Raw genomic sequence first — 26,962 nt, 5'->3', positions numbered from 1 at the left:
ATAAACACCACTTGGCGCTCCCTGGGCGCGAGCGCTTGCACCAGCGCAGAGGGCAGGATGGTCCGGTCATGACACACAAAGCAGCAGCCGAGGTGGTCGTCCCGACCCAACGACAAGGGTCCGCCCTGCTCGGCATCGCCTATCTCGGCACCATCACCATCTTAATGCTGGCCTGGATCGGCGGTCTGGTCTGGGCCGCGATGGCGTTCTTCAACTGGCTGGTATCTTGAAGCGCAAAGGCGATTTGGTCCGCCCGCTTGGGGGGCCGCCGCCGATGGTGCGCTAGAAAGATAATGCAGCACCTGCGAGAGCACGATCATGGCCCACAACGCCATTGCTGATCTGGATGGAATCCAGCATGAGCTACACCCCGCGAATCGTCCCGACATTTCTTTCGAGACTTGCGTGAGTGGCAGCGAGCGCCAGCGCTGGATTTCATGCCATCGCGGGGCGCCAGACGAAAGAGGCGGGCCAGAAGCCCGCCTCTTTGCTTCAAATCCGGCTGGGAAAACTCAGTAGCATGCGCGGGGATCGGCCTGCACATACTGACCGTTGGGATAGCGGTAGTAGCAAACGCCCTGAGCCAGATAGTAGCCGGGTTGCGAGGCGGCCGTAGCGCCGGCGATCGCGCCGGTCGCCCCGCCGAGAACCGCGCCTGCGGCAGCCCCCGTTGCGTTGCCGGAGAGCAGGCCGCCCAGCACGCCACCGACGATGGCGCCGCCCAGCGCGCTTGCACCGGGATCGGCTGGCGGCGGAGGCGGAGGCGCGTACGCCACCGGCGGCGGCGCGTAAGCCACCGGCACGTCGTCGATATACTCCTCGGAGATGTAGGCCGGCGGTCCGGCCATGCGCTGCGGATAATAATACCAGACGCCGCGGACATCCCACCACCAGCCGGAGCGGCCGTTGCGGACCTCGTGGCGCCAGCGTCCGCCCTCCCAGGCGCGGTTGCCGCGATAAGCGTGACCGCCCCAATCGCGCGCCGGTGCGGGGCCGCGGGCATAATTGCGCCCGGGCGGGCCGCCGGCATTGTGCGAGCCGGGACCTGCATGAGGCTGATCGGAAGGCTGCGGCGCGAGGCGGGCCGCCTGCTGCGGCGGAGGCCCCCTGCGCATGGTCTGATTGTCCTGGGGCGGCGCGCCGGCTCGCGACCCTGCCGGCTGTTGGCCGGCCTCCTTCGGCGGTCTGGCCTCCTGCGCCTGCGCCGACAGCGCGAGCAACGACATGGCCGAAACCAAGGGAATGATGACCTTCATGCGGCTGGACGCACTCATGCGTGTTTGACCCCCTACTCTCTCGATTGCCGTGCTCAATTGCCGTGGTTCCTGGCGCGATAGACGATTCTCTCACGCCGAGCTGATGCCGGCTGACATAACTGACCTGCTTGATCGGCCAAGTCCCGTTAAAAATGATTAAGATCAGAGCAATTTGTGGCCCGAAATGCTGCAGCGCTGCGCGCCGGACCGCTCCTAGCGCGCCGGCTCGATCACGTTGCAGTTGCTCCGCCCTGACATCAGGCAGTCCTGCATCTTGCTGGCGGCCGTGAGATCACGCGCGAGCCACCAGCCGACGCCCAGGATTACGATCGCAATAATCAAGCCGGCGACCGCGCCGCGGCGGTTGTCGCCCGATGGGGACTTTTGGGAGGATTTGGGCTTCGGGCCCGATTCGGGCTTGGACATGGCTACCAGACTCGGTCGGCAAGGCGCCTTTAGCACCTCTGCGACGTGGCGTCACATCCCGATCGTCCGGTCCAGTTCAGCCCCGGGTCGGCCGGATTGCATCCTTGCGCGAGGTCTCAACCGCCGGCGTCGTCCGCGGTGCACAGGTGGTGAGCACGAATGCGGTCCGGGTGCACTCCCAATCGGTGCCCAACACGGCGCTCTCGATCGGCTGCGGACGAGCTAGCAGCAACGCGGCACCGGCCAGCGCCGCCACCACGAAGGCAGCTCCGAGCGCCTTCAGGCTCAGTCGGAAGATCGTCATGCCCGTGCTCCGTCTCGTTGGGGCGGACGCTAGGCGCCGCTCCGCGTGCTCCCTTATGAGGGACATCACAATTCGGCAGTTTTTCCGGGCTACGAGAGCTCGTCGGGAGGCGATTTTTCGTTGACCTGATCGGCTGCGATTTGGGTGGCGTTGCGACGCGCGTCGATGTACACGCATGTGCGTCGCGTGGCGCCTGCTATGCCCAGCCGACGTACCAACAGGCAGTGATGTAGGATCGAAAGCGAGGAAGACAAGGCTGGTCGATGAGTGGATTCAGGGAACCCGGTTTCGCAGACCGTCAGAAGGCGGCGCAGGACGCACGCAAAAATCTTTTGAACAAATTCAAATCCCAACCCGGGCCGGATGATCCCGCGGTTGCGGCGAAGCGTGCCGAGCGCGAGGCTCTCGCAGCGAAGCGCGCCGAGGCAAAGGCCGCGCGCGAGGCGGAGAAGGCTGAGCAGAGGCGCCGCGAGGAAGAGGCGAAGGCAGCCGAGGCCGCGCGGATTGCACGCGAGGCTCAGGAAGCCGCCGAAAGGATGGCTGCGCTCGAGGCCGAGCAGAAGGCAAAGCGCGACGCCCGCTACGCGGCCCGCAAGTCCAAGCGGAAGTAGCGTTCAAACCAAATTGAACTGAGGCACGCCTCAGTTCACTTCTCCCATCGAGATGGCCCACCGGAGCGCGCGAATCCGCCGCCCCGATGGTCGATTGCGGAGGGCATCCGAAGCGCGCCTTCGCCTCGGCGAGGCGCTTCGCGACGACCGCGGATGATCAATTCTTCTTCATCATCCCGTCGTCTTTCTTCATGCCGTCTTTCGACATGTGATCCTTCTTCATGCCTTCGTCCTTGGACATGGTATTCTTCTTCGTGCCGTCCTTGGACATGGTGTCCTTCTTCATCATGCCCTCGTCCTTGCCGATCTTGTCCTGAGCAAAGGCGGCAGGCATCAGCGCGAGGCCGAGCGACAGAGCGGCAGCCGAAACGCCGAGCACGATGCGGGTGCGAATGGTCATGAGCAGTCTTCCCTTCGAGATGGTGTTTGTCAGCGACGGATGCCGCTTTCCTGTCGACGGAGTGCCACGTGGTGTTGTTACGCGCCGGCCGATAAATTTCTGCGGGCCCGCTGCCGTCCTTCGTCTGGCGTAGTCCCACGCAGATCGGAAGTGTGCAGCGCAGCACGACCGGCACTTGCCGCGGCATTCGGTCTCGAACTATCAGATGAGAGATCATCGGGTGTAAGACCGGCTAGGATGGGCCTATGCGCCGGGCTCGAAAACCCGGACCCAAATTCACGCCAAACAAGAACCGTGCAAAGAACCGCCCAAGGGGATCACACCATGCTCACGCGCCGTCATCTGCTCGCGACCGCCGTCGCCGCACCCGCCATTCTTCGCTTCGGCACCGGGACGGCGCAGGCCGCCACCACGCTGAAGATCTCGCACCAGTTCCCAGGTGGCACCATCGACAAAGGCGATTTCCGCGACCGGCTCTGCCGCATGTTCGCTGCCGAAGTCGCCAAGCGCAGCAATGGCGACATCGCCGCTGAAATCTATCCGAACTCCTCGCTCATCAAGACCAACGCGCAGTTCTCCGCGATGCGCAAGGGCGCGCTCGATATCAGTCTCTATCCGATGCCCTATGCCGGCGGCGAGCTGCCGGAGACCAATATCGGCCTGATGCCCGGCCTCGTGACCACCTACGACCAGGGCTTGCGCTGGAAGAAGGAACCAGTCGGAAAGGCGCTGTCCGACTTCCTCGCCGACAAGGGCATCATTCTGCTCACCTGGGTCTGGCAGGCCGGCGGCGTCGCCAGCCGCTCCAAGCCGATCGTCGCGCCTGAAGACGCCAAGGGCCTGAAGGTACGCGGCGGCTCGCGCGAGATGGACATGGTGCTCCAGACCGCCGGTGCCTCGGTGCTATCGGTGCCGTCGAACGAAATCTACGCGGCGATGCAGACCGGCGCCTGCGATGCCGGCATCACCTCGTCCACCAGCCTGATCTCGTTCCGTCTCGAAGAGGTCGCGAAATCGCTGACATCAGGGGCCGGCACCTCCTATTGGTTCATGCTCGAGCCGCTGATGATGTCGAAGGCAATCTTCGACAAGCTGCCGAAGAACCATCAGGACATCCTGCTAGCGGTCGGCACCGAGCTCGAAGCCTTCGGCCGCAAGGGCGCGCAGGACGACGACGTCGAGGTCGCCAAGGTCTACGAGAAAGCCGGCGCCAAGGTCTCGGTGCTCGACGCCGCGACCGTCGGCAAGTGGCGCGACATCGCCCGCGACACCGCCTGGAAGGACTACAGCGCCAAGACCGCAACCGCTGCGAACCTGCTCAAGCTCGCCACCGACGTCGCGGCATGAGCCACGGTCCGCTTCCGGATCGTGATGACCTGCCGAACGCTGCCGCAAGGACAGGCCTTGCGGCGGCGATCGATCGTGGCCTCGCAGTCCTCAACAGCATCATCGTCGTGTTCGCCGCGATCGCGCTGGTCGCGGCCTGTACGATCCTGAGCTACAGCGTGCTCAGCCGCGCGCTGTTCAAGGCCGCCAATTACTGGCAGGACGAGGCCGCCGTGTTCCTGCTGGTCGGCGCCACCTTCATGACGGCGGCCTATGTGCAGCAGAACCGCGGCCACATCGGCATCGAGGCCTTCGTCGGTCTGCTCTCGCCGTTCGCGAACAAGGTCCGACTCTGGCTGGTCGACGCCGCAACGTTCTTGTTCTGCGCCTTCTTCACCTGGAAGTCCTGGACCCTGGCCCATGAAGCCTATGTCGACGGCCAGGTCTCGAACTCGATGTGGTCGCCGCCCCTCGCCATTCCTTATTCGCTGATGGCACTCGGCATGAGCCTGCTCTGCATCCAGATCCTCGTGCAGCTTGCGCTGCCCTTCACCGGAGCCCGGCGGCCATGAGCGTCTTTGGTATCGGCCTCGCCTATGGCATCGCGACGCTGCTCGTGATGTTTTCGGGCATGCCGATTGCGTTCGCGCTTGGCGCAGTCGCAGTCGTGTTCATGGGCATCTACATGCCCGCCGCTTCGCTCGATACGGTGACGCAGAACGTCTACGAGGAAATGGCCTCGATCACGCTCTTGTCGATCCCGCTCTTCATCCTCAAGGGTGCCGCGATCGGCAAGTCGCGCGCCGGCCAGGATCTCTATTCGGCGCTGCATGCCTGGCTGCATCGGGTGCCGGGCGGCCTCGGTGTTGCCAACGTCTTCGCCTGCGCGCTGTTTGCGGCGATGGCGGGCTCCTCGCCCGCGACCTGCTCGGCGATCGGTTCGGCCGGCATTCCCGAGATGCGCAAACGCGGCTATTCCGGCGGCTTTGCTGCCGGCATCATCGCTGCCGGCGGCACGCTCGGCATTCTGCTGCCGCCCTCGATCACCATGATCCTGTTCGCCGTCGCCGCCGAAAAGTCGCTCGGGCGGCTGTTCCTCGCCGGCATCGGGCCCGGCCTCTTGCTGGTCTCGCTGTTCGGCGCCTATGCCGTGATCCGCTTCCGCCAGGAATATGCCGCCGCCGAAGCGATCTACAAGAACGGCGGCGCGGAAGCTGCGATCCTGCAGCGCGACGAGTATACGCTCGCCGAACGCTTCAGCGTGCTGCCGCGGGTGATCCCCTTCGTGCTGCTGCTCACGGGCGTCATGATCGCGCTCTATGGCGGCTACGCCACGCCGTCGGAAACCGCCGGTCTCGGCGGCCTCTTGGCGCTGGCGCTGATCGCAGCGATCTACAGCGTGTGGCGGCCGAGCGATCTCGCTCCGATCATGCGGTCGACGATCCGGGAATCGACCATGCTGATGATGATCATCGGCATGTCGCTGCTCTATTCCTACGTGATGAGCTATCTGCACATCTCGCAATCGGTCGCCGAATCGATCGTCGCGATGCACCTGCCGCGCTGGGAGCTGCTGTTCGCGATCCTCGTCATGGTCGTGGTGCTCGGCTTCTTCCTGCCGCCGGTCTCGATCATCCTGATGACGGCGCCGATCATCCTGCCGCCGCTCCGCGCCGCCAATTTCGACATCATCTGGTTCGGCGTGGTCATGACCATCGTGATGGAGATGGGCCTGATCCACCCGCCGGTTGGCCTCAACATCTTCGTCATCCGCAACGTCGCGCCCGACATCCCCTTGCGCGAGGTGATCTGGGGCACGCTGCCCTTCGTGCTGCTGATGATGCTCGCAGTGCTGCTGCTGTGCCTCGTGCCGGAGATCTCGACCTGGCTGCCGGATCTCGTGATGGGGCCGGACGGGAGCAGGTAGAGGGAACCGAACTGCCGTCGGGCGGGCAAAGCGACTTGTCCGCCGTAGCTCGAAGAGCGAAGGCGGAAGCATGCCCACCACTTCTGTCGCGATCATGGACAGATCGTGGGCACGGCGCTGCGCGCTTTGCCTCGCCTTACGATTTCTCCTTCCGCCGTGACTTCGGCGCGATCGCGCTGCCGGCCACCACCTGCAACAGATCCTTACGCACGGCTTCGATGTGCCGCTCGAGGAAGCGGCAGGCCTCATCGACCTTCCGTGCGCGGCAGAGCGCGATCAGATGGGCGTGCTCCTTCTCGGCGATCCCCATCGCCTTGGTGTTGGAGAGCTGCAAGCGGGTGTAGCGGTCGCTGGTCTGGAGCAGTGACAGCACGATGGCTCTTGTGCGCGGCTGCGGCGCATGAACGTAGAGTGCCATGTGGAAGTCGGCATTGAGCTGCCCCCATTCGCTGACGTTGCGCGCCTTGATCGCCTTCTCAAAGCTCTTGTGGATGTCGTCGAGCCCGTCGAAATCATCAACGGTGAAACGTGGCGCCGACTGCGCCAGCAATCTCGGCTCCAGGATGCGGCGCAAATCGAACACGTCGTTGATCTCGTCCAGCGACAGCTCGGAGACGATGGCGCCCTTCTGCGGCACGATGCGCACCAGCCCTTCCGCCTCCAGCTGAAACAGCGCCTCCCGCACCGGGATGCGGCTGACGCCATAAGCCTCGCCAAGCGCATCTTGGCGCAGCTGCGATCCCGCCGGATAGGTGTCGTCGAGGATCGCCTGCCTGAGCTGGTCGACGATCGCAGCCGACAGCGTGCGATGCTTCAGAGGCTGTTTCATCTGACCTTCTGTCTTCCTTCGCGATTCATCCGGCCGAAGCGGTCCCTCTCTTGCATGTTGAAGGCTTCAGCGAAAGCTAGAGTCCAGCAAAAGCCAGTGCCCAGCAAAAGCGCGTCCTGCCGCCGAAGTGACCGCAATCTCTGTTTGACAGCGCAAATGTATAAATTATACATTTGGCGATAGCACGACAAATCTCGAGGTTGGGGCCTCCATGATCGAACAGACGATGCTGGCCACGCGCGCATTCAGTGTTCGACGCATGATCGTCCGCGCGTCCAGCGCCCTGCTCGCGGTCGAGCGCCTCGCGCTGATGGGCCTCATGTACCTGCTCACCGGATTGATCCTGGTGAACGTCGTCACCCGGTACTCGCATTTCCCGATCTACTGGATCGACGAATCCGCCGTCTATTGCGTGGTCTGGCTGACCTTCATCGGTGCCTCCGCAATGACCCGGCTGCGGCTCGATTTCGCGGTGACCATGCTGACGGAGCGTCTTTCGGCGCCGCACCAGAAGCTCGCCAAAGTGATCTCGACCGGCCTCGTGGTCGTGTTCGGCGCCGCACTGATCGTCACCTGCGTGCTTTGGATGGACCCGATTGGTCTCGCCCGCGCCGGCTTCGACGGGCGCAAGCTCGCCGCCGAAACCTTCAACTTCCTCTACACCGAGCACACCCAGACGCTGAACTGGCCGACCTGGGTGCTGTATCTGACGCTGCCGATCTTCGCGGTGTCGATGACCATTCACGGCCTCGCCAATTTGCTGGAAGATCTCGAGCTGGTCCCGCGCACCTCGCCAAAGGGCTTTCAGCTCTCCGAGCTGGACGGGGTCAACTGATGATCACGTCAGCCGCCTTCATGGCTTTCATGCTGGTCGGCGTGCCGATCGGCCTCTGCCTGTGCCTCGCCGGCCTCGTCTACATCGCCGCATCCGGCAATCCCGTGCTGTTCCAGTCTTACCCGCTCCAGCTGTTCGGCGGCGTCGACAGCTACGGCCTGATCGCCATTCCGCTCTTCATCCTGATCGGCGAGATCATGAATGGCGGCGGCATCACAAGGCGCATCGTCGACATGGCGATGGCGTTCGTCGGCTCGTTCAAGGGCGGGCTCGCCTACGTCAACATCCTCGCCAACATGTTCATCTCGTCGATCCTGGGCTCTGCGACTGCGCAGGTCGCGATCATGGCCCAGATCATGGTGCCAGAGATGGAGAAGAAGGGCTACGACAAGACCTTCGCCGCGGGACTGACCGCCTATGGCGGCATGCTCGGCCCGATCATCCCGCCATCGGTGATGTTCGTGGTCTATAGCGTGCTCGCGCAGGTCTCGGTCAGCGACATGCTGATCGCCGGCATCGTGCCTGGCGTCATCCTCACCGTGATGTTCTGCCTCGTCATCGCGCTGATGGGCTATGTCTACAACTATCCCCGCGCAGACTATCAGACGCCGCGTCAGCGCATCATGACGATCCTGCGGACGTCTCCGACGCTGCTGATCCCCATCGTCATCGTCGGCACCATTCTCGGCGGCCTCGCCAACGCGACCGAATCCGCTGCCGTCGGGGCTGTCGCAGCAGCACTGGTCGGAAAATTCTGGACCAAGGAGTTCGAATTTTCCCAGCTGCCGCAGATGATGCTGCGCAGCGCCATCTACTCGGCAATCGTGCTGTTCCTGGTAGCAGCCGCGGCGGTGTTCTCCTGGGTCCTGATCTTCGGCAAGGTGCCGCAGGAGACTGCGGCCTGGATCCAGACGGCCGCCAAGGACCCGGTCAGCTTCATGCTGATCTGCAACGTCATCCTGCTGGTGATCGGCACGGTGATCGACGGCATTCCCGGCCTGATCATGACGGTGCCGATCCTGCTGCCGGTCGCGACCGACGTCTATCATATCGACCCCCGGCATTTCGGCGTCGTGGTCGTGATCAACCTCGTGCTCGGCCTGCTGTCGCCGCCGGTCGGACTTTGCTTCTTCGTTGCGGCCGCTGTCACCGGTGCCAAGCCGGGCAAGATGTTCATGGTGACGCTGCCCTTCTTCGTCATCTCCTGCGTCCTCCTCGTGCTGCTCTCGCTCTATCCGTCGCTCTCGCTGATCCTCGTCAAATAGGCCCATCCGAAAGGAGCCCGACCATGCCGCTTTCACGTCGCCGCTTTCTGGCCGCCAGTGCCGCCGCATCGGTGTTCGCGCCGTCACTGGCGCTCGCGCAACCCAAGGAATTCCGGCTCGGCCTGATCACGCCCAACGGCCATTCCTGGAACAAGGCCGCCCTCAAATTCGGCGAAGATCTCAAGGCGGCCACGAGCGGCCGCTTGAGCGTCAGCGTGTTCCACTCCGGGCAGCTCGGCAACGAGCCCGCGATGATGCAGCAATTGCAATCCGGCGCGCTCGACATGGGCTTCATCCAGGCCGCCGAGCTCGGCTCGCGCGTGCCGCACATCGCCGCGATCAATGCGCCCTATATCGTCCGCTCGACGCCTGCGGTCGCGAAATTCGTGCGGCATCCGGCGGCGGTGAAGCTGTTCGAAGTGCTGCCGCAGGAGACCGGAACGATCGGACTCGGCTGGGGCATCACCGGCATGCGCGCCGTGTTCTCCTCCAAGGATCTGAATACGCTGGCCGACATTCGCGGCATGAAGCTGCGCATCAATCCGACGCCGGTCTATCGCGATTTCTATTCCTCGCTGGGCGCTGCGCCGACTCCGATCCCGACGCCGCAGGTGTTCGACGCCATGGCCAACGGCCAGGTCGACGGCCTCGAGGCCGATCTCGAATTCTCCTGGAACCAGCGCTTCGACAAGGTGTCGAAAGTGATCCTCCAGATGAATGCCGTCTTCATGCCGATGGCGGCGGTCGTCTCGGGCCGGGTCTGGCAGTCGCTCCCCGCGGCCGACCGCGAGCTGATCACGAAGACGATCAAGTCGACGCTGGATGTGCAGATCGACGAGCTCGCCGGCAACGAGCCCGCGCTGATCGAGAATTTCAAGAACGCGCCGATCCCGATCCGTCAGGTCGACGCCAAGGACACCGAGGCCGTGATTGCCGAGTTCGACAAGATCTGGCTGCCAAAAGCCCCTGTCCTCGCCGAGCTGCGCAAGGTCGGCGCGACGCTCTGATCCCACTCTCGCCCTCACCGTCAATGCCCGGCGGATCGAACCATCCGCCGATCCAATTCCAATCGGAGCCAAGCAATGAGCCCACGCATTTCCTGGGAAGGCGTCTTCCCGGCCGTTACCACGCAATTCAATGACGACCTGTCGCTCAATATCGATGCGACAGCCAAGGTCATGGATGGGCTGATCCGCGACGGCGTTTCCGGTCTGATCGTCTGCGGCTCGGTCGGCGAAAACACCTAGCTGGAGCGCAAGGAGAAGGTCGCGATCATGGAGGCCGCGAAGTCGGTTGCGGCCGGCCGTGTGCCCGTGCTGTGCGGCATCGCCGAATTCACCACGGCGTTTGCAGTCGAGACCGCCAAGGAAGCCGCGCGCGCCGGTGTCGACGGTGTGATGGTGATGCCGGCGCTGGTCTATTCGTCCAAGCCGCACGAGACGGCTGCGCATTTCCGCGCCGTTGCCAGCGCCACCGACCTGCCGGTGATGCTCTACAACAATCCGCCAATCTACAAGAACGACGTCACCCCGGACATCCTGGCCTCGCTCGCCGATGTCGACACCGTCGTCTGCTTCAAGGATTCGTCCGGCGACACGCGGCGGTTCATCGACACCCGCAACATGGTCGGCGACCGCTTCGTGTTGTTCGCAGGTCTTGACGACGTCATCGTCGAGAGCGTCGCCATGGGCGCGGTTGGCTGGGTCTCCGGCATGTCGAACGCCTTCCCGCGCGAGGGCGAGACGCTGTTCCGTCTCGCCAAGGCAGGGCGTTATGCCGAGGCGATGCCGCTCTACGAATGGTTCATGCCGCTGTTGCATCTGGATGCACGCCCGGACCTCGTCCAGTGCATCAAACTGTGCGAGCACATCATGGGCCGCGGTACCGCGCTGACGCGCCCGCCGCGCCTGGCTCTGCTGCCGCAAGAGAAGGCGGAGGTCGAGGCCATGATGGCCAAGGCGCTCAAGAACCGGCCGCGCCTGCCGGATGTGGGCTTGAAGGCGGCGTAAGCGGCCTTAACTCGCCGCGCGCCTCCGCTTGGCGTTCAGCGCGGACGCCACGCGGCTCACCGGCGGCTTGCCCAGCACGGCACTCATCTCGTTGGTCGCCGCCAGCAGCCGGTCCATATCGATGCCGGTCCTGATGCCCATACCTTCGAGCATGTAGACGACGTCCTCGGTCGCGACATTGCCAGTTGCTCCGGGGGCGTAGGGGCAGCCGCCGAGGCCGCCCGCGGCGGCGTCGATGACGCGGACGCCCTCCTCCATCCCGGCATAGAGATTGGCGAGGGCCTGGCCGTAGGTGTCGTGGAAATGCATTGCGAGATTGGCGGGAGGAATGTTGGCGGCAACGGCGCGCAGCATCTCCCTTGCCTTGCTTGGCGTGCCGACGCCGATTGTGTCGCCCAGCGAGATCTCGTAGCAGCCGAGCTCCCATAGCGTGTTGGCGAGATCGGCGACCGCCTTCGGCTTGATCTCGCCGTCGAACGGGCAGCCCAGCACGCAGGAGATATAGCCACGCACTTTGACGCCATCGGCTTTGGCGCGCGCGAGCACCGGCTTGAACCGCGCGATGGAGTCCGCGACCGAGCAATTGATGTTGGCGCGCGAAAAGCCTTCCGAAGCTGCCGCGAACACCGAAACGACCTTCGCGCCCGCAGCCCGCGCGGCGTCATAGCCCTTCTCGTTCGGCACCAGCACATGGAATTCGGCGCCCTGCACATGGCTGACGCCGCGCAGCACGGCGTCCGAGCTCGCCATCTGCGGGATCGCTTTGGGCGAGACGAAAGCGCCGACCTCGACTGTGGTGAGTCCAGCCGCGACCAGCGCCTCGATGAAGGCGATACGGGACCCGACACTGACGGCCGTCTTCTCGTTCTGAAGGCCGTCGCGTGGCCCCATCTCGATGAACCGGATTTGGTCGCTCATCTCACTCTCCCGAAGGCTCGACCACAGCGAGTTCGACCCCCTCCTGCACGATGTCGCCGACCTTGCATTTGACGGACTTCAGCACGCCGGCATAGGGCGCGCGCAGCGTCTGCTCCATTTTCATCACTTCGAGCGTGAGGATCGGCGCGCCCTTGTCGAGCTTGGCGCCCTCCTCCGCCAGCACGGCGACGACGGTACCCGGCAACGGCGCCGCGATCTTGTCCTCGCCGGCATGCTCTTCGCTCTCGCCGCCGAACGGATCGACCCAGTGCAGATCGAAGCGGCCGTTGCGCGTGCGCAAATATAGCTCATGGCCGTCAATCACGGCCGCAACGGCAGATTTCAAGCCATCAAGCGTCAGATCGAATCCGCCGTCGCGCGGCGCAATCGCGAACGCCAGCTCGCGTTCGCCGATCACCAGCGTCGAGGCGCCGCTCCCGTAGTTCAGCGTAATCTTCTGCTCTGGCCCATGGCCGACGCGAAAGGCGAAGATGCGCTGGCGGCAGCCGACCGGCTGCCAGCCGAATGTCTGCCAGGGCGAATTCGCATCCGCCTGCGCTGCTTGCCGTTCGTCGTTGACGATTGCAGCCACCGCGGCGCACAGCTCGAGCTCGCCGGGCGCCGGCGCGGCCTGCGTCAGGACCGCCAGCTCGCGCTCGATGAAGCCGGTGTCGATCGCATTGGTCCGCACCTTCGGATGCGTCATCAGCGCCGACAGGAACGGAATGTTGGTGACGATGCCGCGGACGTCGGACTCCTGCAGCCCGCGGTTGAGCCGCTCGATCGCGACGTCCCGCGTCGGCGCCCACGCGATCATTTTTGCGAGCATCGCATCGTAATAAGGCGACACGCTGTCGCCCTCGCGATAGCCGGCATCGATGCGCAGTCCGCCGGTCTCGGCGGGCAAACGCCAGGTCGAGATCCTGCCGACCGATGGCATGAAATTCTTGGTTGGATTTTCCGCATAGACGCGCGCCTCGACCGCATGGCCGTTGAGCCGGATCTCGTCCTGCTTCAAAGGCAGCGCCTCGCCGAAGGCGACGCGGAGCTGCCATTCGACGAGGTCGATTCCGGTGATCAGCTCGGTCACGGGATGCTCGACCTGGAGGCGCGTGTTCATCTCGATGAAGAACACGTCCTTGCCGTCGGAGACGAACTCGATCGTACCCGCCCCGACATACTTGACCGCGCCCGCCGCCTTTCGCGCGGCGGCGCAGACGGTCTCGCGTTGGGCAGGATTGAGCGTCGGCGACGGTGCCTCCTCGATCACCTTCTGGTGCCGGCGCTGGAGCGTGCACTCGCGCTCGAACAGGGACAAGAGATTGCCGTGGCTGTCGCCGATCACCTGCACCTCGATGTGCCGGGGATTGTCGACATATTTCTCGATCAGCATGCGGTCATCGCCGAACGCAGCCTTGGCTTCGCGTTTGGCGCTGACGATCGCAGGCCCGAGTTCGGCCGCCGAGCGCACGATCCTCATACCGCGGCCGCCGCCGCCGGCCGACGCCTTCACCAGGATGGGGAAGCCGATCCTGTCCGCAGCCTTCGAAAGAGTCGCCTCGTCCTGGGCTTCGCCGTGATAGCCGGGCACCAGCGGCACGCCAGCCTTCTCCATCAGCGCCTTGGAGCCGGATTTCGAGCCCATCGCATTCATCATCTCGGCGGTCGGCCCGACGAAAACAAGGCCCGCATCGAGGCAGGCCCGCGCGAAGTCTGCATTCTCCGACAGGAAGCCGTAGCCGGGATGCACCGCTTCCGCCCCGGTCTTGCGCGCGGCCTCGATCAGCCGCTCGACATTGAGATAGCTGTCGCGTGCCCGCGCCGGCCCGAGCAGCACGGCCTCGTCGGCGAGCGCGACATGCATCGCGTCGCGATCGGCCTCGGAGTAGACCGCGACCGTGCGCAGGCCCATGGCCCGCGCAGTGCGGATGACGCGGCAGGCGATCTCGCCGCGGTTGGCGATCAGGAGCGTGCGAAATCGCCGGTAGAGCTTTGAGCGGTCCATCGCGTCACATCCTGAACAGGCCGAATTTCATCGGCTCGATCGGCGCATTCGACGCCGCCGAGAGGCCGAGCCCAAGCACCAGCCGCGTGTCGGCCGGATCGATCACGCCGTCGTCCCAGAGGCGCGCGGTCGCGTAATAGGGATGCCCCTGGCTCTCATATTGCGCGCGGATGGGGCTACGGAATTTCTCTTCCTCTTCCTTGGACCAGCTATCGCCCTTGGCCTCGATATTGTCGCGCCGGACCTGGCTCAGCACCATCGAAGCCTGCTCGCCCCCCATCACCGAGATGCGCGCGTTCGGCCACATCCATAGGAAGCGCGGCGAGTAAGCGCGGCCGCACATGCCGTAATTGCCGGCGCCATAGGAGCCCCCGATCACGACGGTGAATTTCGGCACCGAAGCGGTGGCAACCGCCGTCACCAGCTTGGCGCCGTCGCGCGCAATACCGCCGGCCTCGTATTTCTTGCCGACCATGAAGCCCGTGATGTTCTGCAGGAAAACCAGCGGGATGCCGCGCTGGCAGCACAGTTCGATGAAATGTGCGCCCTTGAGCGAGCTCTCGCTGAACAGGATGCCGTTGTTGGCGATGATTCCGACCGGATAGCCCCAGATATGAGCGAAGCCGCACACCAGCGTCGTGCCGTAAAGCTTCTTGAACTCGTCGAACTCGGAGCCGTCGACGATGCGGGCGATGATGTCGCGCACGTCGAATGGCTTGCGGCCGTCGACCGGGACCACGCCGTAGATCTCCTCCGCCGCAAACAGCGGTTCGCGCGGCGGATGCATGTTGAGGTTCGGCCGCGTCGGTGGCTTCAAGGTGCCGACAATGCGCCGGGCGATGCCGATCGCGTGTGCATCGTTCTGTGCGTAATGGTCGGTCACGCCGGATTGCCGCGAATGCACGTCGGCACCGCCGAGCTCCTCCGCACTCACGACTTCGCCGGTCGCAGCCTTCACCAGTGGCGGACCGCCGAGGAAGATGGTGCCTTGATTGCGAACGATGATGCTCTCGTCCGACATCGCTGGAACATAGGCGCCGCCGGCAGTGCAGGAGCCCATTACGATCGCGATCTGCGGGATACCAGCCGAGGACATCTGCGCCTGGTTGTAGAAGATGCGGCCGAAATGCCGCTCATCCGGAAAGATCTCGTCCTGGAGCGGCAGGAAGGCGCCGCCGGAATCGACCATGTAGACGCAAGGAAGGTTGTTCTGCCGCGCGATGTCCTGCGCACGCAGATGCTTCTTCACTGTCATAGGATAATAGGTGCCGCCCTTGATGGTGGCGTCATTGGCGACGATCACGCATTCGCGGCCCGAGATGCGCCCCACGCCGGTGACGATGCTCGCCGAATGCACGTCGCCGCCATAGAGGCCATAGGCCGCGAGCGGCGACAGCTCCAGGAATGACGTCCCGGGATCGACAAGCAGGTCGACGCGCTGGCGCGCCAGCATCTTGCCGCGTGCGGTGTGGCGGTTGCGCGAAGCCTCACCGCCGCCACCGGCTACCTGGCTCAGCTTTTCACGCAAGTCCGCGACGAGGGTGCGCATGGCCTCGGAATTGCGCGCGAAGTCTGATGAAGACGGATCGATGCTGGAATGGAGCGGCATGATGATTCCAATGAGGTGAAGCGTTTCAAGCCGTCTCGGCCATCAGCTCGCGGCCGATCAGCATGCGGCGGACCTCCGAGGTGCCGGCGCCGATCTCGTACAATTTGGCGTCGCGCCACAGACGTCCGACCGGAAATTCGCTGGTGTAGCCGACCCCGCCGAGCGCCTGAATCGCCTCGCCCGCCATCCATGTCGCCTTCTCCGCGGAATAGAGGATCGCGGCAGCGGCATCCTTGCGCAAGCTGCGCGCGTGATCGGCACGGTCGCAGGCGCGCCCCACCGCATAGACATAAGCGCGCGTGGCCTGCCAGGTCGAATACATGTCGGCAAGCTTGCCCTGCATCAGCTGGAAGTCGCCGATCGGCTGACCGAACTGCTTGCGTTCGTGCATGTAGGGCACCACCGCATCCATGCAGGCCGCCATAATGCCGAGTGGGCCGCCTGACAGCACCGCGCGCTCATAGTCGAGGCCGGACATCAGCACCTTGACGCCCTCGCCCACCTTGCCGAGCACGTTCTCCTCCGGCACCTCGCATTCGTCGAAGAACAAGGGGTAGGTGTTGGAGCCCCGCATGCCGAGCTTGTCGAGGTGCTGGCCGTGGGTGAATCCCTTGAAGCCTTTCTCGATGAGAAAGGCGGTCATGCCGCGCGGACCGGCCTCCGGATCGGTCTTGGCGTAGACGACGAGCACGTCGGCATCGCCGCCATTGGTAATCCACATCTTGGAGCCGTTGAGCACGTAGCGGTCGCCGCGTTTGTCGGCGCGCAGCTTCATCGAGACCACGTCGGAGCCGGCGCCGGGCTCCGACATCGCGAGCGCGCCGACATGCTCGCCGGAGATCAGCTTCGGCAAATAGCGCTGGCGCTGGGCGTCGTTCCCGTTGCGGCGGATCTGGTTGACGCAGAGATTGGAATGGGCGCCGTAGGAGAGCCCCACGGCAGCCGAGCCGCGCGAAATCTCCTCCATGGCGACGATATGGGCAAGGTAGCCCATGTTTGACCCGCCATATTGCTCCGGCGCGGTCATGCCGAGCAGGCCGAGGTCGCCGAAACGTTTCCAGAGGTCCGCCGGAAACAGATTGGCCTTCTCGATGTCGGCAGCGCGCGGGGTGATCTCCGCCTCCACGAAAGCGCGAAGCGTGTCGCGCAGCATGCCGATGTCTTCGCCCAGATCGAAGTCGATGCTCGGGATGTTCAAGGCGATTCCTCCGTATTTTGGCCTCCGAACCTAGCGGGGCCCAGGCGCTCTTGCGGTCGAAAAGGTTGCATTTTCCGCCAAACTTGGCGAGGATTTTCCAAGGGAATTCCGATGCCTTTTCAAGCCGCCACTGCGATCCCGCGCCGCGCCGTAACCCCTGCCGCCTTCGTCCGCGGCGTGGTCGCCGCTTATGAACGATACGGCCGCGATCCGGCGGAGGCGCTGAGCCGGGGTCAGGTAGCGCTGGACCTTGTCAATTCTCCGGATGGGCGGATCACCGCCGCTCAGTTCGAGGCCCTGGCAGGCCATGCCATGCGCGAGCTCGACGACGAAGCGCTCGGCTGGTTCTCGCGGCGGCTGCCTTGGGGCACCTACGGCATGCTGTGCCGGGCCTCCATCACCGCACCGACGCTGGAGGTCGCGCTCAAGCGATGGTGCCGGCATCACCGTCTGGTGACCGAGGATGTGTTGCTCGAACTCGAGGTTGGCGAAGAGACGGCCGTCGTGTCGATCCGCGAGCTCCGTGACCTCGGGCCATTCCGCGAGTTCTGCCTGGTCACCCTGTTCCGCTACGTGCTCGGCTTCTCGTGTTGGGCGGTCGACTCCCAGATCGCGCTCCGCGCGGCTGAATTTCCGTACCCGGAGCCCGGCCACGTCTCGGTTTATCCGACCATCTTCTGCCGGACTATCCGCTTCGACGCGGACCGCGCCGCGATCATCTTCGACAAGCACTATCTCTCGCTGCCGCTCACACGCACCGCGGCCGACCTCGACAACATGCTCAAAGGCGCGTTGCGGCTGACCGTGCTGCCCTATCGGCGCGACCGCCTGCTGGTCGAGCGCGTCCGCCGCGTGCTCCGCAATGCGCGTGGGCGGGTCCTCGGTGCCGAGGATGTTGCGAGCGAGCTCGCGCTGTCCACACGCACCATGCACCGACGCCTGCACGAGGAGGCCACCTCACTGCGCGATCTCAAGGAAGAGGCGAAGTTCGAGCTCGCCAAGCAGGAGCTGATGCGCGGCCGCACCCCGATCAAGCGCATCGCGGAGATCGCCGGCTTCCGCAACGAGAAGAGCTTCTCGCGCGCCTTCCGTACCTGGACCGGCGCGAGCCCGCGCGAATTTCGCGGCCGCTATCGGTGAGGCACACGCGAGCGCACGCGGTGCGTGGTCGTCAACAATTGACGGCCTCCGAGATGATTCTCGGAGGCCGTAACATCTCTGAGCCAGTCTCGATTGCAACGTCAGTTCGAATTGGTCTGCCCGCCGGACCGAAGCTTGCGCGACTGCGTCTGCTTCGGCTGCAAGGCGAACGCCTCGCTCGCGGTCTTCGCGCCGCCGCTCTGCGAGCAGGTGCCGCCGATGCCGCCGGCCGCGGCCCGGCACGCTTCCATCGTCGGATAGCCGCAGCCATGCGCGGCCTGGGCGCCGTTCGTAATGCAGTATTCTTCCGCCTGTGCTGCGGGTGCGGTCATCATCAGAAACACAGATGCAAACAGCGTCGCAGCGGATGCGACGAACGTCTTCGAAATCGATGTCATGGTGTCTTTCCTGCTTCAGGGTCCCACAAAAGAGTCCTCGGCATGGCAGGCACGCTGAGGTTCACACCTTGCATCTAAGCGGCGCCCGGGAACCGACAATCACGGCTGAGCGCATTGCAGGACTTCGCAAATCACATGTCACAGTTAGGTGATTCACTCACGTATTGTAATTCGGATTGCATGAAATACCGATTTGTGCGACCGGAGTATTCGGATCCTATCCTGCCGGCGCCGCCACGGCGACCTCCTGTAACGGCAGTGGCACGTCCTTCGCGACACCCAGCACCGGAAAGCTGCGGACGTTCTTCACGTTCGGCATCGCGGCGAAATGCAGGAGCTGCTGGCGCATGCTCTCGACGCTCGGGGCCACGCATTTGAGGAGATAGTCGGTGTCGCCCGAAATCCGCCAGCACTGCTGGATGCGCGGGATTGCGGCGATCGAGCTCTCGAACGCCTCCAGCACCGGCTGGGCCTGGCTGCCGAGCTGGATCGAGACGAACGACACCACCTCAAAGCCGAGCCGCCGTTCGTCGATGACAGCGCGTACCGCCCGGATCACGCCGCGGCTGAACAACGATTTCAGCCGCCGCAGGCAGTTGGGCGCGGATACCCCGACGCGCAACGCCAGCTCGTTGTTGCGAACCCGCCCGTCCTGCTGCAGCTCGGACAGTATCTTCAGATCGACGCCATCGAGCTGGTCACGCCCCGCCATACCCCACCTCGCCCATGAGCTCGTCAAGCCTCGCACCAGCGAAGCACGCGGCGGAATAGCTGCCAAGGGCCAGAGCCACTGGTTGCCTCATGGCCGGGCCTTGTCCGGGCCATCTAGGTTCTTTCGCGCTCCCTGAAATGTAGATGCCCGGGACAAGCCTGGGCATGACGAGTTGACGTCGTTTGGACGCGGCGCAGTCTCGCCCGCTCCTCAATGCGTCCAGGGCTCGCCGCGCCGGAACGAGAAATTGTCGGCATAAGCGACCGGCCGGCGCACCGACTCCTGCGGCTCGATCACCTGGTAGGCGATCCCCTTGCGCTCGCAATAGGCGACCGCCTCTTCCTTAGAGTTGAAGCGCAGGGTGATCTGCTGCTTCATATCGCCGGACGAGGTCCAGCCCATCAGCGGCTCGACCGAACGCGGCTGCTCCGGCTCGTAGTCGAGCTGCCATTCCCTCGTCTTGGACCGGCCGGATTGCATCGCGTTCTTGGCGGGCTTGAAAATGCGTGCGGTCATGGGTGGTCGGGGCCTCTTGGTCTTTCGCTCGATTTCGATGCGTCACGGTGGCAGTTGGTGGAAACCTCGGGGATAGTATAGAGACACCATTGGAGGAATGTTCGGTGATTCCGGCTCCCCGGGTGCCCTAGCTTACGGGTATAGTCATTATGCTGCACCGTGACAATTGCGTACCCGCCTTCCGCGCCGGGACCCCGCCCGAGGCCATTGCCTCCCCGACATCAGCGTATTTGTTCCTTCCGAAAGCTCTCGTTGCATGGCCTTCCTGAACATCAGCGCAACGCTTCCCGAAAAGGGTCGCGACCTCCGGCTCGACCTGTTTCGCGGCGTCGCGAACTGGGCAATCTTCCTCGACCACATCCCCGACAACGTTGTGAACTGGGTCACGACGCGCAATTACGGCTTTTCCGACGCCGCCGATCTTTTCGTCTTCATCTCCGGCTACACGGCGTCCTTCGTCTATGCGCGCATGATGCTGGAGCGCGGCTTCATCGTCGGCGCCACAAGGCTGACCAAGCGGGTCTGGCAGCTCTATGTCGCCCACATCATCCTGTTCGTGATCTATATCGCCTCGATCAGCTATCTCGCCCTGCGCTTCGGCGATTCCGAGATGATCAACGAGTTCAACGTCGCCGGCCTCGTCGACAACGCCACCGAGACGCTGCGCCAGGGCCTGTTCCTGCGCTTCAAGCCGCTCAATCTCGACGTGTTGCCGCTCTACATCGTGCTGATGGGACTGTTCCCGCCGGTGCTGTGGTTCATGCTGCGCAAACCCGACGTGACGATGGCGCTGTCCATCGTCCTGTGGCTCGCCGCGCGTCATTTCGGCTGGAATCTGACGGCCTATCCGGCCGGGCAGTGGTACTTCAACCCGTATTGCTGGCAGGTGCTGTTCGTGTTCGGGGCCTGGTGCGCCATGGGCGGCGCGCGGCGCTCGATGGCGCTGATCAATGCGCCGGTCACGCTCTATCTCTGCCTCGCCTATCTCGCCTTCGCGCTGATCATGACCATGGCTGGCCGCTTCCCGACCCTCGGCGGCATGTTCCCGCAGTGGCTGTTCTCGGCCTTCAACCCGAACGACAAGACCAACCTCGCGCCCTACCGCTTCATCCACTTCGTCGTGATCGTAATCCTGGTGATCCGCTTCGTGCCAAAAGAGTGGCCGGGCCTGGAGTGGAAGGTGTTCGATCCGCTGATCGTCTGCGGCCAGCAGTCACTCGCGGTGTTCTGCGTCGGCGTGTTCCTCTCCTTCGTCGGCCATTTCGAACTGTCGATGAGCTCGGGCTCGCTGCTTGCGCAGCTTTTCGTCAGCATCGCCGGCATCGCGATCATGACGACGGTGGCCTATTACATCTCCTGGTCGAAGAAGCAGGACAAGCCATTGAAGCCGCCACCCTCCAAGCCGGCAGCGAAGGCCGCCTGATCCTGACGCGGCGGCCGATGCCGCGTCAGGCCGCCTCTTCGCCGTCGAACTCGGTGAACTTCTTGTAGATCCAGTCGCGGCCGTCATGGCGGCGCCAGACCTTGCCGTACACGAGCTGCCCGTTGATCGAACGGCGCGGCACGATCACGGTCCAGAGATGCCAGATTTCGGTCCAGCTCGACTGCGGACCGGCGGTCTTGGAATTGCGATCGAAAGACATGGCAGAACTCACTGGCGCAGAAGTCACCCGCGCAGAACTCAACTGAGGCGCGCGCTGCCACGGCCTGTGTCCCCGGTGCGAGCGCGGATTTCCGGCAGCCCATCGCGAGCCGTGCTTGATGTGATAACAGTCACTGAGGCGGCCGCAACAACCGCTCGCCTTTAACCTAACCGGTCAACCTTACTTCTCGTGCGCAAACGGCGAGATTGGTTGAAAGCCGCGGTCGACTTTTCTAGAATGCGTGCGTGATTTGAGAGCGCGCCGATTTGAGGACGCGCGTGTTTTTGACCCGACACGTATTTTGAAAACAATTGACCGGCCGGGGCGACCACAATGAATTTGCAATGTGCATGTCTGCGCTTGGCACTGCGATCGACGGCGCCTGTTCCGATCGTAAACACGTCCGCCCATCAGCCGCCGAAGGCGGCCAACGATAACCAGACGGTCTGGTCGTTCGTGCCATTTCCGCCCGGCTGGCACGCCTCGAGCTGATTGGCGAGATCTGAACAGTGATGCCTGAAAAGCGCAACGCCGCGCAAGCGGAGTATCATCGCTCGGCGGCGTCCGTTAGGCATTGGGCGCTGAAATCCCCAACACGCATATGTCACTGGCGGCGCTCAGAAGGTTCGAAGAGCGTCGGGAAATTCTGCGCCGCTCTGAGGACCGCAACCGCTTGAAGCGTCGCACCGAAGTCGCCGCGGCAACGAGGATGAGCGCCAAAGGGTGTCCGCAACCAGCGTGCGCCCGCCTGCACAGACGGCGTCGCACGTCCATATGAGCTGGAGCGCGGCCGGTGAACTTGTCGCGAACGAGCCAAAACCAACCAATGCCAGGCCGCAGGGCAAGGAAACGCTGGGAGCCAAGTCGATACGCCGGAGAATCCCGTCGAGATGCCGGAGCCCGGAAACTCGCTGCTTGCGCTCGGCGGACTCGGCCTCGCGGGCATCGCCATGCTGGGCTAGATCTGCGCCCTCGCCTGGGTTGCTTGGCGCCTCGTCGCCTGGCTGTTGTTCTGACGCGGCCCCGAAGCCCTAAGCTTAGGCTTGGGTATCGGCCTGGGATGCTTGAGGCGCACGTCGGGACTGGTCGGGGCAGCTGGATTCGAACCAACGACCTGCAGTACCCAAAACATATCAGCTATTCCCTCGCCTGCCCTCGGGCGCCATCAAGGGCCCTAAGCCAGCGAGGAAAATCCGCCCGACCATAACCTACCGCTATCCCACGCCTGCTGTGATTGGCACCGCGGTGCTTCCCCCGTGCTTCCCGGAGGGCAAATGAGCGGTCAAACCATCACAAAGAGCCTGGTCGACGGGCTGGAAAAGCAGGCTTCCGAATACACAGTTTGGGATGCGAAGCTGCCTGGGTTCGGGGTACGCGTCCGCCCCACAGGGGCCAAATCGTTCATCATCGTTTACCGGGCTGGAACCGGCCGTACCGCGCCGGTCCGGCGCTATACGGTGGCCGCCGTCGGCAAGCTGGCGCCGGAGGCTGCCCGAACGCAAGCCAAGATTCTGCTGGGCAATATTGCCAACGGCGCCGACCCCGCCGCCGAGAAGCGGGCGAATCGCCCCAAGCGGGACCGGCTAACTTTCGATGAGCTCGCCCAACTGTACCTGGACCAATACGCCAAGGTCCGGAAATCTTCATGGAAGAACGATGAGGGTTACCTCAAAAAGCCCCGGGCGAAGTGGAAGCGGCGAATCGCCGCCCAAATTACCGACGATGACGTCGCCGAGCTCCTCGAGGAGATCGGCGCGACAGCGCCGGTCGGTGCCAACCGAACCCAATCGGTTCTGCACACCCTATTTTCTTGGGCCAAGGAGCCGGGGCGCAAGCATGTGCCGGTCAATCCGGTGGCGGACATGCGTCGACGCTACCAGGAGGCGCCCCGGGAGCGCGTTTTGAACGACGAGGAGATTCGGACGCTTTGGTGGGGCTTGAATGATCCCGACCTGCCCGCTGGCCGCCCCGTCGCGCTTGCGCTGCGATTCATCCTGGCCACCATGGTCCGGCCCGGCCAATCGGCGGGCCTGTTGGTCCCGGAACTAGTCAGCTTCACCGGTGAGGATCCGCAATATCACATTCCGAAAAACCGGGTGAAGAGGCGACGCGAAGTGATCGTCCCGTTGAATGAATTGGCCGTCGCTGCCGTGAGAGAGGCGGTCGTGCGCGAAGATCAAGGTGCGGTGTTCTGCTCGTGGACGCCGACGGCAACAGCTGCCGACGCGAGCGGAAACGAGACCGGGGTGAAGGAAACGCCGCGGCTGTTGCCGATAACCCGGGACGCACTATCCGCCGCGCTGAACGGACGGCCCGCGAAAGGAAAGCGGCCGGCTCGCAGAGGCATTCGGGAGCACCTCGGGATGGCGCACTTCACGCCGCATGACCTCCGGCGCACGGCCGCAACGATCGCGCGCCGCGGGGGAGCCAAGCGCGAGGACGTCAAAGCGCTGCTCGATCATCTCGAGGGCGACGTGACAGCGACCTACGACAAGTACGACATGCTCCCCGAAAAGCGATTGGTCGCCTCAATCCTGGAGGCCGAATTGCGCAACATTATCGGCACTAAGCCGGTTTCGCGCGCTCTGCTTCCGATCGCTGGAGACAACGTTTTAAAAATCGTCGACGTGGAGAGAAGAATTGCGGGTTTGTGAATCGCTAAAATCGACAAACCCACAAATGCAAGGGGAGACGGCTTCTGATGGTCGTTGCTAGCATCTGATCCAAGTGGTGGGCGCCAGCTTCTCCCTGAAGGTGGCGCCCCTCAAATGGAGAAAGGATCAATGCAGCAATTCCTGAACACCAAAGAAGCCGCCAAGCACGTACGGCTGTCGACTGCGACGCTCGAACGCCTGCGTGTGCGTGGCGGCGGCCCGACGTACATCACGCCAATTCCGTCCAAGGTAGTCTACGACGTCACCGACTTAGACACTTGGATGTGGAGCCGGCGGCGCAAGTCGACATCAGAAGAGGCGACCGCCTGATTTTTAAGCGCCGTAGCGCGCTTCCACCGGCCAAACATTTCCAACACACCAGACACGAGGGCCAATACCGCCATGCCCCCGCGGGCGCCAAAAGATTGGCCCCGCCGACTGCCAGGTCGAACGGGGCCAAAGATCGAAAACCTGAGAGATGAATAACACAACGATCGTTGACAATCAACGAACCGCCCTTGGCCTTGCCGAGCTGGGGTTCGATGTTTTCCCGTTACTCCCTAACCAGAAAACACCCGCGCTGAGCGACAACTGGAAAGACGTCGCCAGTCGAGATCCGGTCCGGATCAAGAAGCTATGGTCTGGCCAGCATCGCGCTCGCAACATCGGTATTCGAACCGGTCTACCTTTTCGGAACGGCTTTCTTGTCGTCGTCGATATCGACACCAAGGAAGGCAAGCCTGGGCTGCAATCAATCGCGGAGCTCGAGAACCAGCTTTGCGAGTTGCCGCGAACGACAACATTTAGCACCGCATCCGGAGGCCAACACCGCTACTTTGTAGCGCCCTGGCCGCTTGGGAACAGCAATTCAAAGCTCGGCCCGGGGGTCGATATCAAATGCGTTGGCGGCTATGTCGTTGGTTGTGGAAGCACGATCAACGGTAAGACGTACGACCTGCTGAATAATGAGGGGATCGCGGAGCTTCCCACCGCGTGGGCTGTGGCTTGCGGCCGCCCCCGCGAGCGAACGGCCCTCGACCGAGCCGTTCCCCTAGTAGCACTTGACGAGCCGGCCAACGTCGAGCGCGCGATAGCGTATCTCGCCGGCGGAGCCCCCGAACACGGTACATACGCTGTTGCCTGCCACGTCCGAGGTCTCGGAATCAGCGAGGAGAAGTGCCTCGAGCTCATGATGGATCACTGGCCGCCGGCAGAGGCCAAAGGGCAAGAGCACGTCCAGGTCCGTGTGAGCAACGCTTACACCTACGCCCAAGATCCTGCCGGCATCGCGTGCGCCGAAGTGGAATTTGAGCCCGTCGTAGTCAACGGACGATCCCGGCCAGTCGGCGACTGGTCCGAGCCCACTGACCTGTGGAAACAGGAAAAGCCGCCGGCTGATATGCTCGACGGCATCGTTCCGCCCTTTCTGAACGCATTTGGAAGGGACAGGGCGAGATCGCTGGGCGTGAATGCGGATGCGGTCACGGCGGCAGCTGTAGCCGTTGTGGGTTCACTGATCCCGGCGACCAATCGACTGCAGATGTATCAAAACCGCAGTTCTTGGCCGGTTCTCTGCGTCCTGTGGACCGCGCTTGTGGGTGACCCGGGCTCAGCCAAATCGGCGGCGGTCAAGGCCGCCTTCGCTTTCGCTAACCCGGTCAACAAACGGTGGTCGGAAGCGTTCGCAAAGGAGTTGTCTGATTACGATCGGGCGGAGCTGGCCTTTTCAGCGCAAAAGACATCGAAGAAAAAGTCCGACGGCGCGCAAGATCAGGAGAGCCACCCCGCTGATATTGTAGCGAAGCCGCAGCTGCCGAAGGCTCGCTCGAAAATCTCCAATGACAGCACAACCGAAGCGATCGTGACGCGCCTGGCGGAGACGCCGGAAGTTGCTCCGCTCATCCAGTATTCCGATGAACTGTCGGGCTGGTTGGGCGGAATGGACGCCTATCGGTCAAAGGGCTCAAAGGACCGGGCACTCTGGCTCGAGGCGAAGGAGGGAGGGCCCTACCGCGTCGACCGCCAAGGGCGCGGTTCCGTCGAGGCGCCAAACTTGGCGATCTCGATCATCGGAGGCATCCAAGACGATCTCATCGCCAGGCTTGCGCCCGATCTCGCAACCGATGGTCTGCTCCAACGTTTCGCCCTGATCGCCATTCGGCAGCTCGGGCTTGGCGAGGACAATCCCGAGGATCCTGCGATCGAGCGAGCAATTCCTCGCGTCGCTTTGGCGCTCGCCGGCTTGGAGGAAAGGACCTATCGCTTCGACCAATCGGCTGCCGAGGAGCTTTGGGCCATCAAAGCATTCAAGATGCGAGAAATGGCTCGCCCTGACATCCCGTCCGGCCTGAAGACCTGGTTGGCGAAAGCAGATGCGGAATTCGGTCGCTACGCCCTCGCCTTCCACTTGATCGAATGGGCTATCCTCGCTGAGGTACTCGAAACGCCGCCGGACGATCTGATCTCTACCGCTACGGCCAGACGAGCGAGGCGGTACGTCGAGGAATTCCTCTACGCTCACGCGCTGTTCATTCATTCGACCGTGCTCGAGAACGCAGGCCACGACCAAGAGAGCCGATTGGTTGCGGGCTACATTCTCACGCGCGATCTGGAGCGGATAACTGCCCGGGAGATCGGCACAACGCGCCCGCGCAGCCTTGGCCGCAACCGCAAGCAGCTGCTTGCAGTGTTGGGGCGGCTCGAAGCTGAGGGTTGGGTTCGAATGACAAGCTCCGATCCGGCCCGTTGGCAGGTCAACCCAGCGGTTCACGACGGGCGATTCAAGGCCATCCGCCAAGCTGAGAAGGAACGCCGCGAAGCTGTCCGCGGTGAAATCGCGGCCGCGGCTGCAAGCCGGCGAGCGGGGAAAGGGGGTCGGGCATGAGTAACTATGCCCGTCAGCGCTGTCAGCGGGTGTCAGCGGTGTCAGCGCGATCGCATCCCGGTATGCGGCTCGGAACGACGGCCCGCGCGCGTCCGGA

26 protein-coding genes and 1 pseudogene are annotated in these 26,962 nt (G+C 63.7%); 14 read left to right on the top strand and 13 right to left on the bottom strand.

Annotated features, from left to right (window positions below):
* Nucleotides 1-68: 68 nt before the first annotated feature.
* Nucleotides 69-230, top strand: coding sequence for a hypothetical protein (locus IVA98_RS04200; protein WP_247332541.1), 162 nt, complete (start codon nt 69-71; stop codon nt 228-230).
* Nucleotides 231-512: 282 nt separating this feature from the next.
* On the opposite strand, the gene IVA98_RS04195 is transcribed toward IVA98_RS04200, so the two are convergent.
* The 3 genes from IVA98_RS04195 to IVA98_RS04185 form a co-directional block, all read right to left on the bottom strand.
* Complete coding sequence (locus tag IVA98_RS04195) at nt 513-1,274, bottom strand: hypothetical protein (RefSeq protein ID WP_247332543.1); 762 nt, start codon at nt 1,272-1,274, stop codon at nt 513-515.
* 195 nt (nt 1,275-1,469) lie between these two features.
* Nucleotides 1,470-1,682 carry a hypothetical protein gene (locus IVA98_RS04190; protein WP_247281046.1) on the bottom strand — a complete coding sequence of 71 codons (213 nt, stop codon included), beginning with the start codon at nt 1,680-1,682 and terminating at the stop codon, nt 1,470-1,472.
* A 76-nt stretch (nt 1,683-1,758) separates the two neighbouring features.
* Entirely contained in the window at nt 1,759-1,986 is a 228-nt protein-coding gene (locus tag IVA98_RS04185; RefSeq protein ID WP_247332544.1) for a hypothetical protein, read from the bottom strand.
* A 263-nt stretch (nt 1,987-2,249) separates the two neighbouring features.
* On the opposite strand from IVA98_RS04185, the gene IVA98_RS04180 reads away from it, so the two are divergent.
* On the top strand, nt 2,250-2,597 hold the full coding sequence (locus IVA98_RS04180) for a DUF6481 family protein (protein ID WP_247300834.1): 348 nt from the start codon (nt 2,250-2,252) through the stop codon (nt 2,595-2,597).
* A gap of 157 nt (nt 2,598-2,754) precedes the next feature.
* On the opposite strand, the gene IVA98_RS04175 is transcribed toward IVA98_RS04180, so the two are convergent.
* Complete coding sequence (locus IVA98_RS04175; RefSeq protein WP_247332546.1) at nt 2,755-2,997, bottom strand: pentapeptide MXKDX repeat protein; 243 nt, start codon at nt 2,995-2,997, stop codon at nt 2,755-2,757.
* A gap of 324 nt (nt 2,998-3,321) precedes the next feature.
* Here IVA98_RS04175 and IVA98_RS04170 point away from each other — a divergent pair, with 324 nt between their 5' ends.
* From IVA98_RS04170 to IVA98_RS04160, 3 genes are read left to right on the top strand one after another with little or no spacing between them, the layout of a single operon-like run.
* Complete coding sequence (locus tag IVA98_RS04170) at nt 3,322-4,344, top strand: TRAP transporter substrate-binding protein (protein ID WP_247332548.1); 1,023 nt, start codon at nt 3,322-3,324, stop codon at nt 4,342-4,344.
* Nucleotides 4,341-4,895: a TRAP transporter small permease gene (locus IVA98_RS04165; protein WP_247300836.1), complete on the top strand. Its 555-nt coding sequence runs from the start codon at nt 4,341-4,343 to the stop codon at nt 4,893-4,895. The genes IVA98_RS04170 and IVA98_RS04165 overlap by 4 nt, the downstream gene beginning before the upstream one ends.
* Nucleotides 4,892-6,250, top strand: coding sequence for a TRAP transporter large permease (locus IVA98_RS04160; protein WP_247281040.1), 1,359 nt, complete (start codon nt 4,892-4,894; stop codon nt 6,248-6,250). Before IVA98_RS04165 ends, IVA98_RS04160 begins: the two co-directional genes overlap by 4 nt.
* 136 nt (nt 6,251-6,386) lie before the next feature.
* On the opposite strand, the gene IVA98_RS04155 is transcribed toward IVA98_RS04160, so the two are convergent.
* The gene (locus tag IVA98_RS04155) at nt 6,387-7,079 is read right to left on the bottom strand and encodes a GntR family transcriptional regulator (protein WP_247332550.1); all 693 of its coding nucleotides are present in this window, start codon (nt 7,077-7,079) and stop codon (nt 6,387-6,389) included.
* A 226-nt stretch (nt 7,080-7,305) separates the two neighbouring features.
* On the opposite strand from IVA98_RS04155, the gene IVA98_RS04150 reads away from it, so the two are divergent.
* From IVA98_RS04150 to IVA98_RS04135, 4 genes and pseudogenes are all read left to right on the top strand, one after another.
* Entirely contained in the window at nt 7,306-7,914 is a 609-nt protein-coding gene (locus IVA98_RS04150) for a TRAP transporter small permease (RefSeq protein WP_247332617.1), read from the top strand.
* Nucleotides 7,914-9,179: a TRAP transporter large permease gene (locus IVA98_RS04145; RefSeq protein WP_247300839.1), complete on the top strand. Its 1,266-nt coding sequence runs from the start codon at nt 7,914-7,916 to the stop codon at nt 9,177-9,179. The genes IVA98_RS04150 and IVA98_RS04145 overlap by 1 nt, the downstream gene beginning before the upstream one ends.
* A gap of 23 nt (nt 9,180-9,202) precedes the next feature.
* Entirely contained in the window at nt 9,203-10,186 is a 984-nt protein-coding gene (locus tag IVA98_RS04140) for a TRAP transporter substrate-binding protein (protein WP_247332552.1), read from the top strand.
* A gap of 75 nt (nt 10,187-10,261) precedes the next feature.
* Nucleotides 10,262-11,188 (top strand): annotated as a pseudogene (locus tag IVA98_RS04135) (dihydrodipicolinate synthase family protein).
* Nucleotides 11,189-11,194: 6 nt separating this feature from the next.
* Here the strand turns inward: IVA98_RS04135 and IVA98_RS04130 are convergent.
* The 4 genes from IVA98_RS04130 to IVA98_RS04115 are packed head-to-tail and all read right to left on the bottom strand — an operon-like array spanning nt 11,195 to nt 16,873.
* The gene (locus IVA98_RS04130) at nt 11,195-12,106 is read right to left on the bottom strand and encodes a hydroxymethylglutaryl-CoA lyase (RefSeq protein ID WP_247332558.1); all 912 of its coding nucleotides are present in this window, start codon (nt 12,104-12,106) and stop codon (nt 11,195-11,197) included.
* Between the two features lies 1 nt (nt 12,107).
* The gene (locus IVA98_RS04125; protein ID WP_247332561.1) at nt 12,108-14,111 is read right to left on the bottom strand and encodes an acetyl/propionyl/methylcrotonyl-CoA carboxylase subunit alpha; all 2,004 of its coding nucleotides are present in this window, start codon (nt 14,109-14,111) and stop codon (nt 12,108-12,110) included.
* Nucleotides 14,112-14,115: 4 nt separating this feature from the next.
* The gene (locus IVA98_RS04120; protein ID WP_247332564.1) at nt 14,116-15,720 is read right to left on the bottom strand and encodes a carboxyl transferase domain-containing protein; all 1,605 of its coding nucleotides are present in this window, start codon (nt 15,718-15,720) and stop codon (nt 14,116-14,118) included.
* Between the two features lie 25 nt (nt 15,721-15,745).
* Nucleotides 15,746-16,873 (bottom strand): isovaleryl-CoA dehydrogenase, encoded by a 1,128-nt coding sequence (locus IVA98_RS04115; RefSeq protein ID WP_276576802.1) that lies wholly within the window; start codon nt 16,871-16,873, stop codon nt 15,746-15,748.
* Between the two features lie 156 nt (nt 16,874-17,029).
* Here IVA98_RS04115 and IVA98_RS04110 point away from each other — a divergent pair, with 156 nt between their 5' ends.
* Entirely contained in the window at nt 17,030-18,058 is a 1,029-nt protein-coding gene (locus IVA98_RS04110) for an AraC family transcriptional regulator (RefSeq protein ID WP_247354330.1), read from the top strand.
* 101 nt (nt 18,059-18,159) lie between these two features.
* Here the strand turns inward: IVA98_RS04110 and IVA98_RS04105 are convergent, their stop codons facing one another.
* The 3 genes from IVA98_RS04105 to IVA98_RS04095 form a co-directional block, all read right to left on the bottom strand.
* Nucleotides 18,160-18,456 carry a DUF3551 domain-containing protein gene (locus IVA98_RS04105; protein WP_247354329.1) on the bottom strand — a complete coding sequence of 99 codons (297 nt, stop codon included), beginning with the start codon at nt 18,454-18,456 and terminating at the stop codon, nt 18,160-18,162.
* A 217-nt stretch (nt 18,457-18,673) separates the two neighbouring features.
* Complete coding sequence (locus tag IVA98_RS04100; protein ID WP_247332572.1) at nt 18,674-19,168, bottom strand: Lrp/AsnC family transcriptional regulator; 495 nt, start codon at nt 19,166-19,168, stop codon at nt 18,674-18,676.
* 210 nt (nt 19,169-19,378) lie between these two features.
* Nucleotides 19,379-19,684 carry an ETC complex I subunit gene (locus tag IVA98_RS04095; RefSeq protein ID WP_247300848.1) on the bottom strand — a complete coding sequence of 102 codons (306 nt, stop codon included), beginning with the start codon at nt 19,682-19,684 and terminating at the stop codon, nt 19,379-19,381.
* 256 nt (nt 19,685-19,940) lie between these two features.
* Here IVA98_RS04095 and IVA98_RS04090 point away from each other — a divergent pair, with 256 nt between their 5' ends.
* The gene (locus IVA98_RS04090; protein WP_247354328.1) at nt 19,941-21,107 is read left to right on the top strand and encodes an OpgC domain-containing protein; all 1,167 of its coding nucleotides are present in this window, start codon (nt 19,941-19,943) and stop codon (nt 21,105-21,107) included.
* A gap of 25 nt (nt 21,108-21,132) precedes the next feature.
* On the opposite strand, the gene IVA98_RS04085 is transcribed toward IVA98_RS04090, so the two are convergent.
* Nucleotides 21,133-21,327, bottom strand: a complete 195-nt coding sequence (locus IVA98_RS04085; RefSeq protein ID WP_247332576.1) for a hypothetical protein — start codon at nt 21,325-21,327, stop codon at nt 21,133-21,135.
* Between the two features lie 1,274 nt (nt 21,328-22,601).
* Here IVA98_RS04085 and IVA98_RS04080 point away from each other — a divergent pair.
* The 3 genes from IVA98_RS04080 (at nt 22,602) to IVA98_RS04070 (ending at nt 26,865) form a co-directional block, all read left to right on the top strand.
* Nucleotides 22,602-23,981 (top strand): tyrosine-type recombinase/integrase, encoded by a 1,380-nt coding sequence (locus IVA98_RS04080; RefSeq protein WP_247354327.1) that lies wholly within the window; start codon nt 22,602-22,604, stop codon nt 23,979-23,981.
* Between the two features lie 129 nt (nt 23,982-24,110).
* Nucleotides 24,111-24,311 (top strand): helix-turn-helix domain-containing protein, encoded by a 201-nt coding sequence (locus IVA98_RS04075; protein WP_247354326.1) that lies wholly within the window; start codon nt 24,111-24,113, stop codon nt 24,309-24,311.
* A 148-nt stretch (nt 24,312-24,459) separates the two neighbouring features.
* Nucleotides 24,460-26,865, top strand: a complete 2,406-nt coding sequence (locus tag IVA98_RS04070) for a DUF3987 domain-containing protein (RefSeq protein ID WP_247354325.1) — start codon at nt 24,460-24,462, stop codon at nt 26,863-26,865.
* Nucleotides 26,866-26,962 lie beyond the last annotated feature (97 nt).

This window comes from Bradyrhizobium sp. 160 (assembly GCF_023073735.1).
GTDB lineage: Bacteria > Pseudomonadota > Alphaproteobacteria > Rhizobiales > Xanthobacteraceae > Bradyrhizobium.
Note: the sequence above shows the minus strand (reverse complement) of the source record. Positions and strands in the feature narration are given on the sequence as shown.

What these genes read in the sequence shown, in the direction of transcription:
- IVA98_RS04200 (WP_247332541.1), top strand. Translation starts at nt 69, where the DNA reads ATGACACACAAAGCAGCAGCCGAGGTGGTCGTCCCGACCCAACGACAA.
- IVA98_RS04195 (WP_247332543.1), bottom strand. Translation starts at nt 1,274, where the DNA reads ATGAGTGCGTCCAGCCGCATGAAGGTCATCATTCCCTTGGTTTCGGCC.
- IVA98_RS04190 (WP_247281046.1), bottom strand. Translation starts at nt 1,682, where the DNA reads ATGTCCAAGCCCGAATCGGGCCCGAAGCCCAAATCCTCCCAAAAGTCC.
- IVA98_RS04185 (WP_247332544.1), bottom strand. Translation starts at nt 1,986, where the DNA reads ATGACGATCTTCCGACTGAGCCTGAAGGCGCTCGGAGCTGCCTTCGTG.
- IVA98_RS04180 (WP_247300834.1), top strand. Translation starts at nt 2,250, where the DNA reads ATGAGTGGATTCAGGGAACCCGGTTTCGCAGACCGTCAGAAGGCGGCG.
- IVA98_RS04175 (WP_247332546.1), bottom strand. Translation starts at nt 2,997, where the DNA reads ATGACCATTCGCACCCGCATCGTGCTCGGCGTTTCGGCTGCCGCTCTG.
- IVA98_RS04170 (WP_247332548.1), top strand. Translation starts at nt 3,322, where the DNA reads ATGCTCACGCGCCGTCATCTGCTCGCGACCGCCGTCGCCGCACCCGCC.
- IVA98_RS04165 (WP_247300836.1), top strand. Translation starts at nt 4,341, where the DNA reads ATGAGCCACGGTCCGCTTCCGGATCGTGATGACCTGCCGAACGCTGCC.
- IVA98_RS04160 (WP_247281040.1), top strand. Translation starts at nt 4,892, where the DNA reads ATGAGCGTCTTTGGTATCGGCCTCGCCTATGGCATCGCGACGCTGCTC.
- IVA98_RS04155 (WP_247332550.1), bottom strand. Translation starts at nt 7,079, where the DNA reads ATGAAACAGCCTCTGAAGCATCGCACGCTGTCGGCTGCGATCGTCGAC.
- IVA98_RS04150 (WP_247332617.1), top strand. Translation starts at nt 7,306, where the DNA reads ATGCTGGCCACGCGCGCATTCAGTGTTCGACGCATGATCGTCCGCGCG.
- IVA98_RS04145 (WP_247300839.1), top strand. Translation starts at nt 7,914, where the DNA reads ATGATCACGTCAGCCGCCTTCATGGCTTTCATGCTGGTCGGCGTGCCG.
- IVA98_RS04140 (WP_247332552.1), top strand. Translation starts at nt 9,203, where the DNA reads ATGCCGCTTTCACGTCGCCGCTTTCTGGCCGCCAGTGCCGCCGCATCG.
- IVA98_RS04130 (WP_247332558.1), bottom strand. Translation starts at nt 12,106, where the DNA reads ATGAGCGACCAAATCCGGTTCATCGAGATGGGGCCACGCGACGGCCTT.
- IVA98_RS04125 (WP_247332561.1), bottom strand. Translation starts at nt 14,111, where the DNA reads ATGGACCGCTCAAAGCTCTACCGGCGATTTCGCACGCTCCTGATCGCC.
- IVA98_RS04120 (WP_247332564.1), bottom strand. Translation starts at nt 15,720, where the DNA reads ATGCCGCTCCATTCCAGCATCGATCCGTCTTCATCAGACTTCGCGCGC.
- IVA98_RS04115 (WP_276576802.1), bottom strand. Translation starts at nt 16,873, where the DNA reads ATGCTGCGCGACACGCTTCGCGCTTTCGTGGAGGCGGAGATCACCCCG.
- IVA98_RS04110 (WP_247354330.1), top strand. Translation starts at nt 17,030, where the DNA reads ATGCCTTTTCAAGCCGCCACTGCGATCCCGCGCCGCGCCGTAACCCCT.
- IVA98_RS04105 (WP_247354329.1), bottom strand. Translation starts at nt 18,456, where the DNA reads ATGACATCGATTTCGAAGACGTTCGTCGCATCCGCTGCGACGCTGTTT.
- IVA98_RS04100 (WP_247332572.1), bottom strand. Translation starts at nt 19,168, where the DNA reads ATGGCGGGGCGTGACCAGCTCGATGGCGTCGATCTGAAGATACTGTCC.
- IVA98_RS04095 (WP_247300848.1), bottom strand. Translation starts at nt 19,684, where the DNA reads ATGACCGCACGCATTTTCAAGCCCGCCAAGAACGCGATGCAATCCGGC.
- IVA98_RS04090 (WP_247354328.1), top strand. Translation starts at nt 19,941, where the DNA reads ATGGCCTTCCTGAACATCAGCGCAACGCTTCCCGAAAAGGGTCGCGAC.
- IVA98_RS04085 (WP_247332576.1), bottom strand. Translation starts at nt 21,327, where the DNA reads ATGTCTTTCGATCGCAATTCCAAGACCGCCGGTCCGCAGTCGAGCTGG.
- IVA98_RS04080 (WP_247354327.1), top strand. Translation starts at nt 22,602, where the DNA reads ATGAGCGGTCAAACCATCACAAAGAGCCTGGTCGACGGGCTGGAAAAG.
- IVA98_RS04075 (WP_247354326.1), top strand. Translation starts at nt 24,111, where the DNA reads ATGCAGCAATTCCTGAACACCAAAGAAGCCGCCAAGCACGTACGGCTG.
- IVA98_RS04070 (WP_247354325.1), top strand. Translation starts at nt 24,460, where the DNA reads ATGAATAACACAACGATCGTTGACAATCAACGAACCGCCCTTGGCCTT.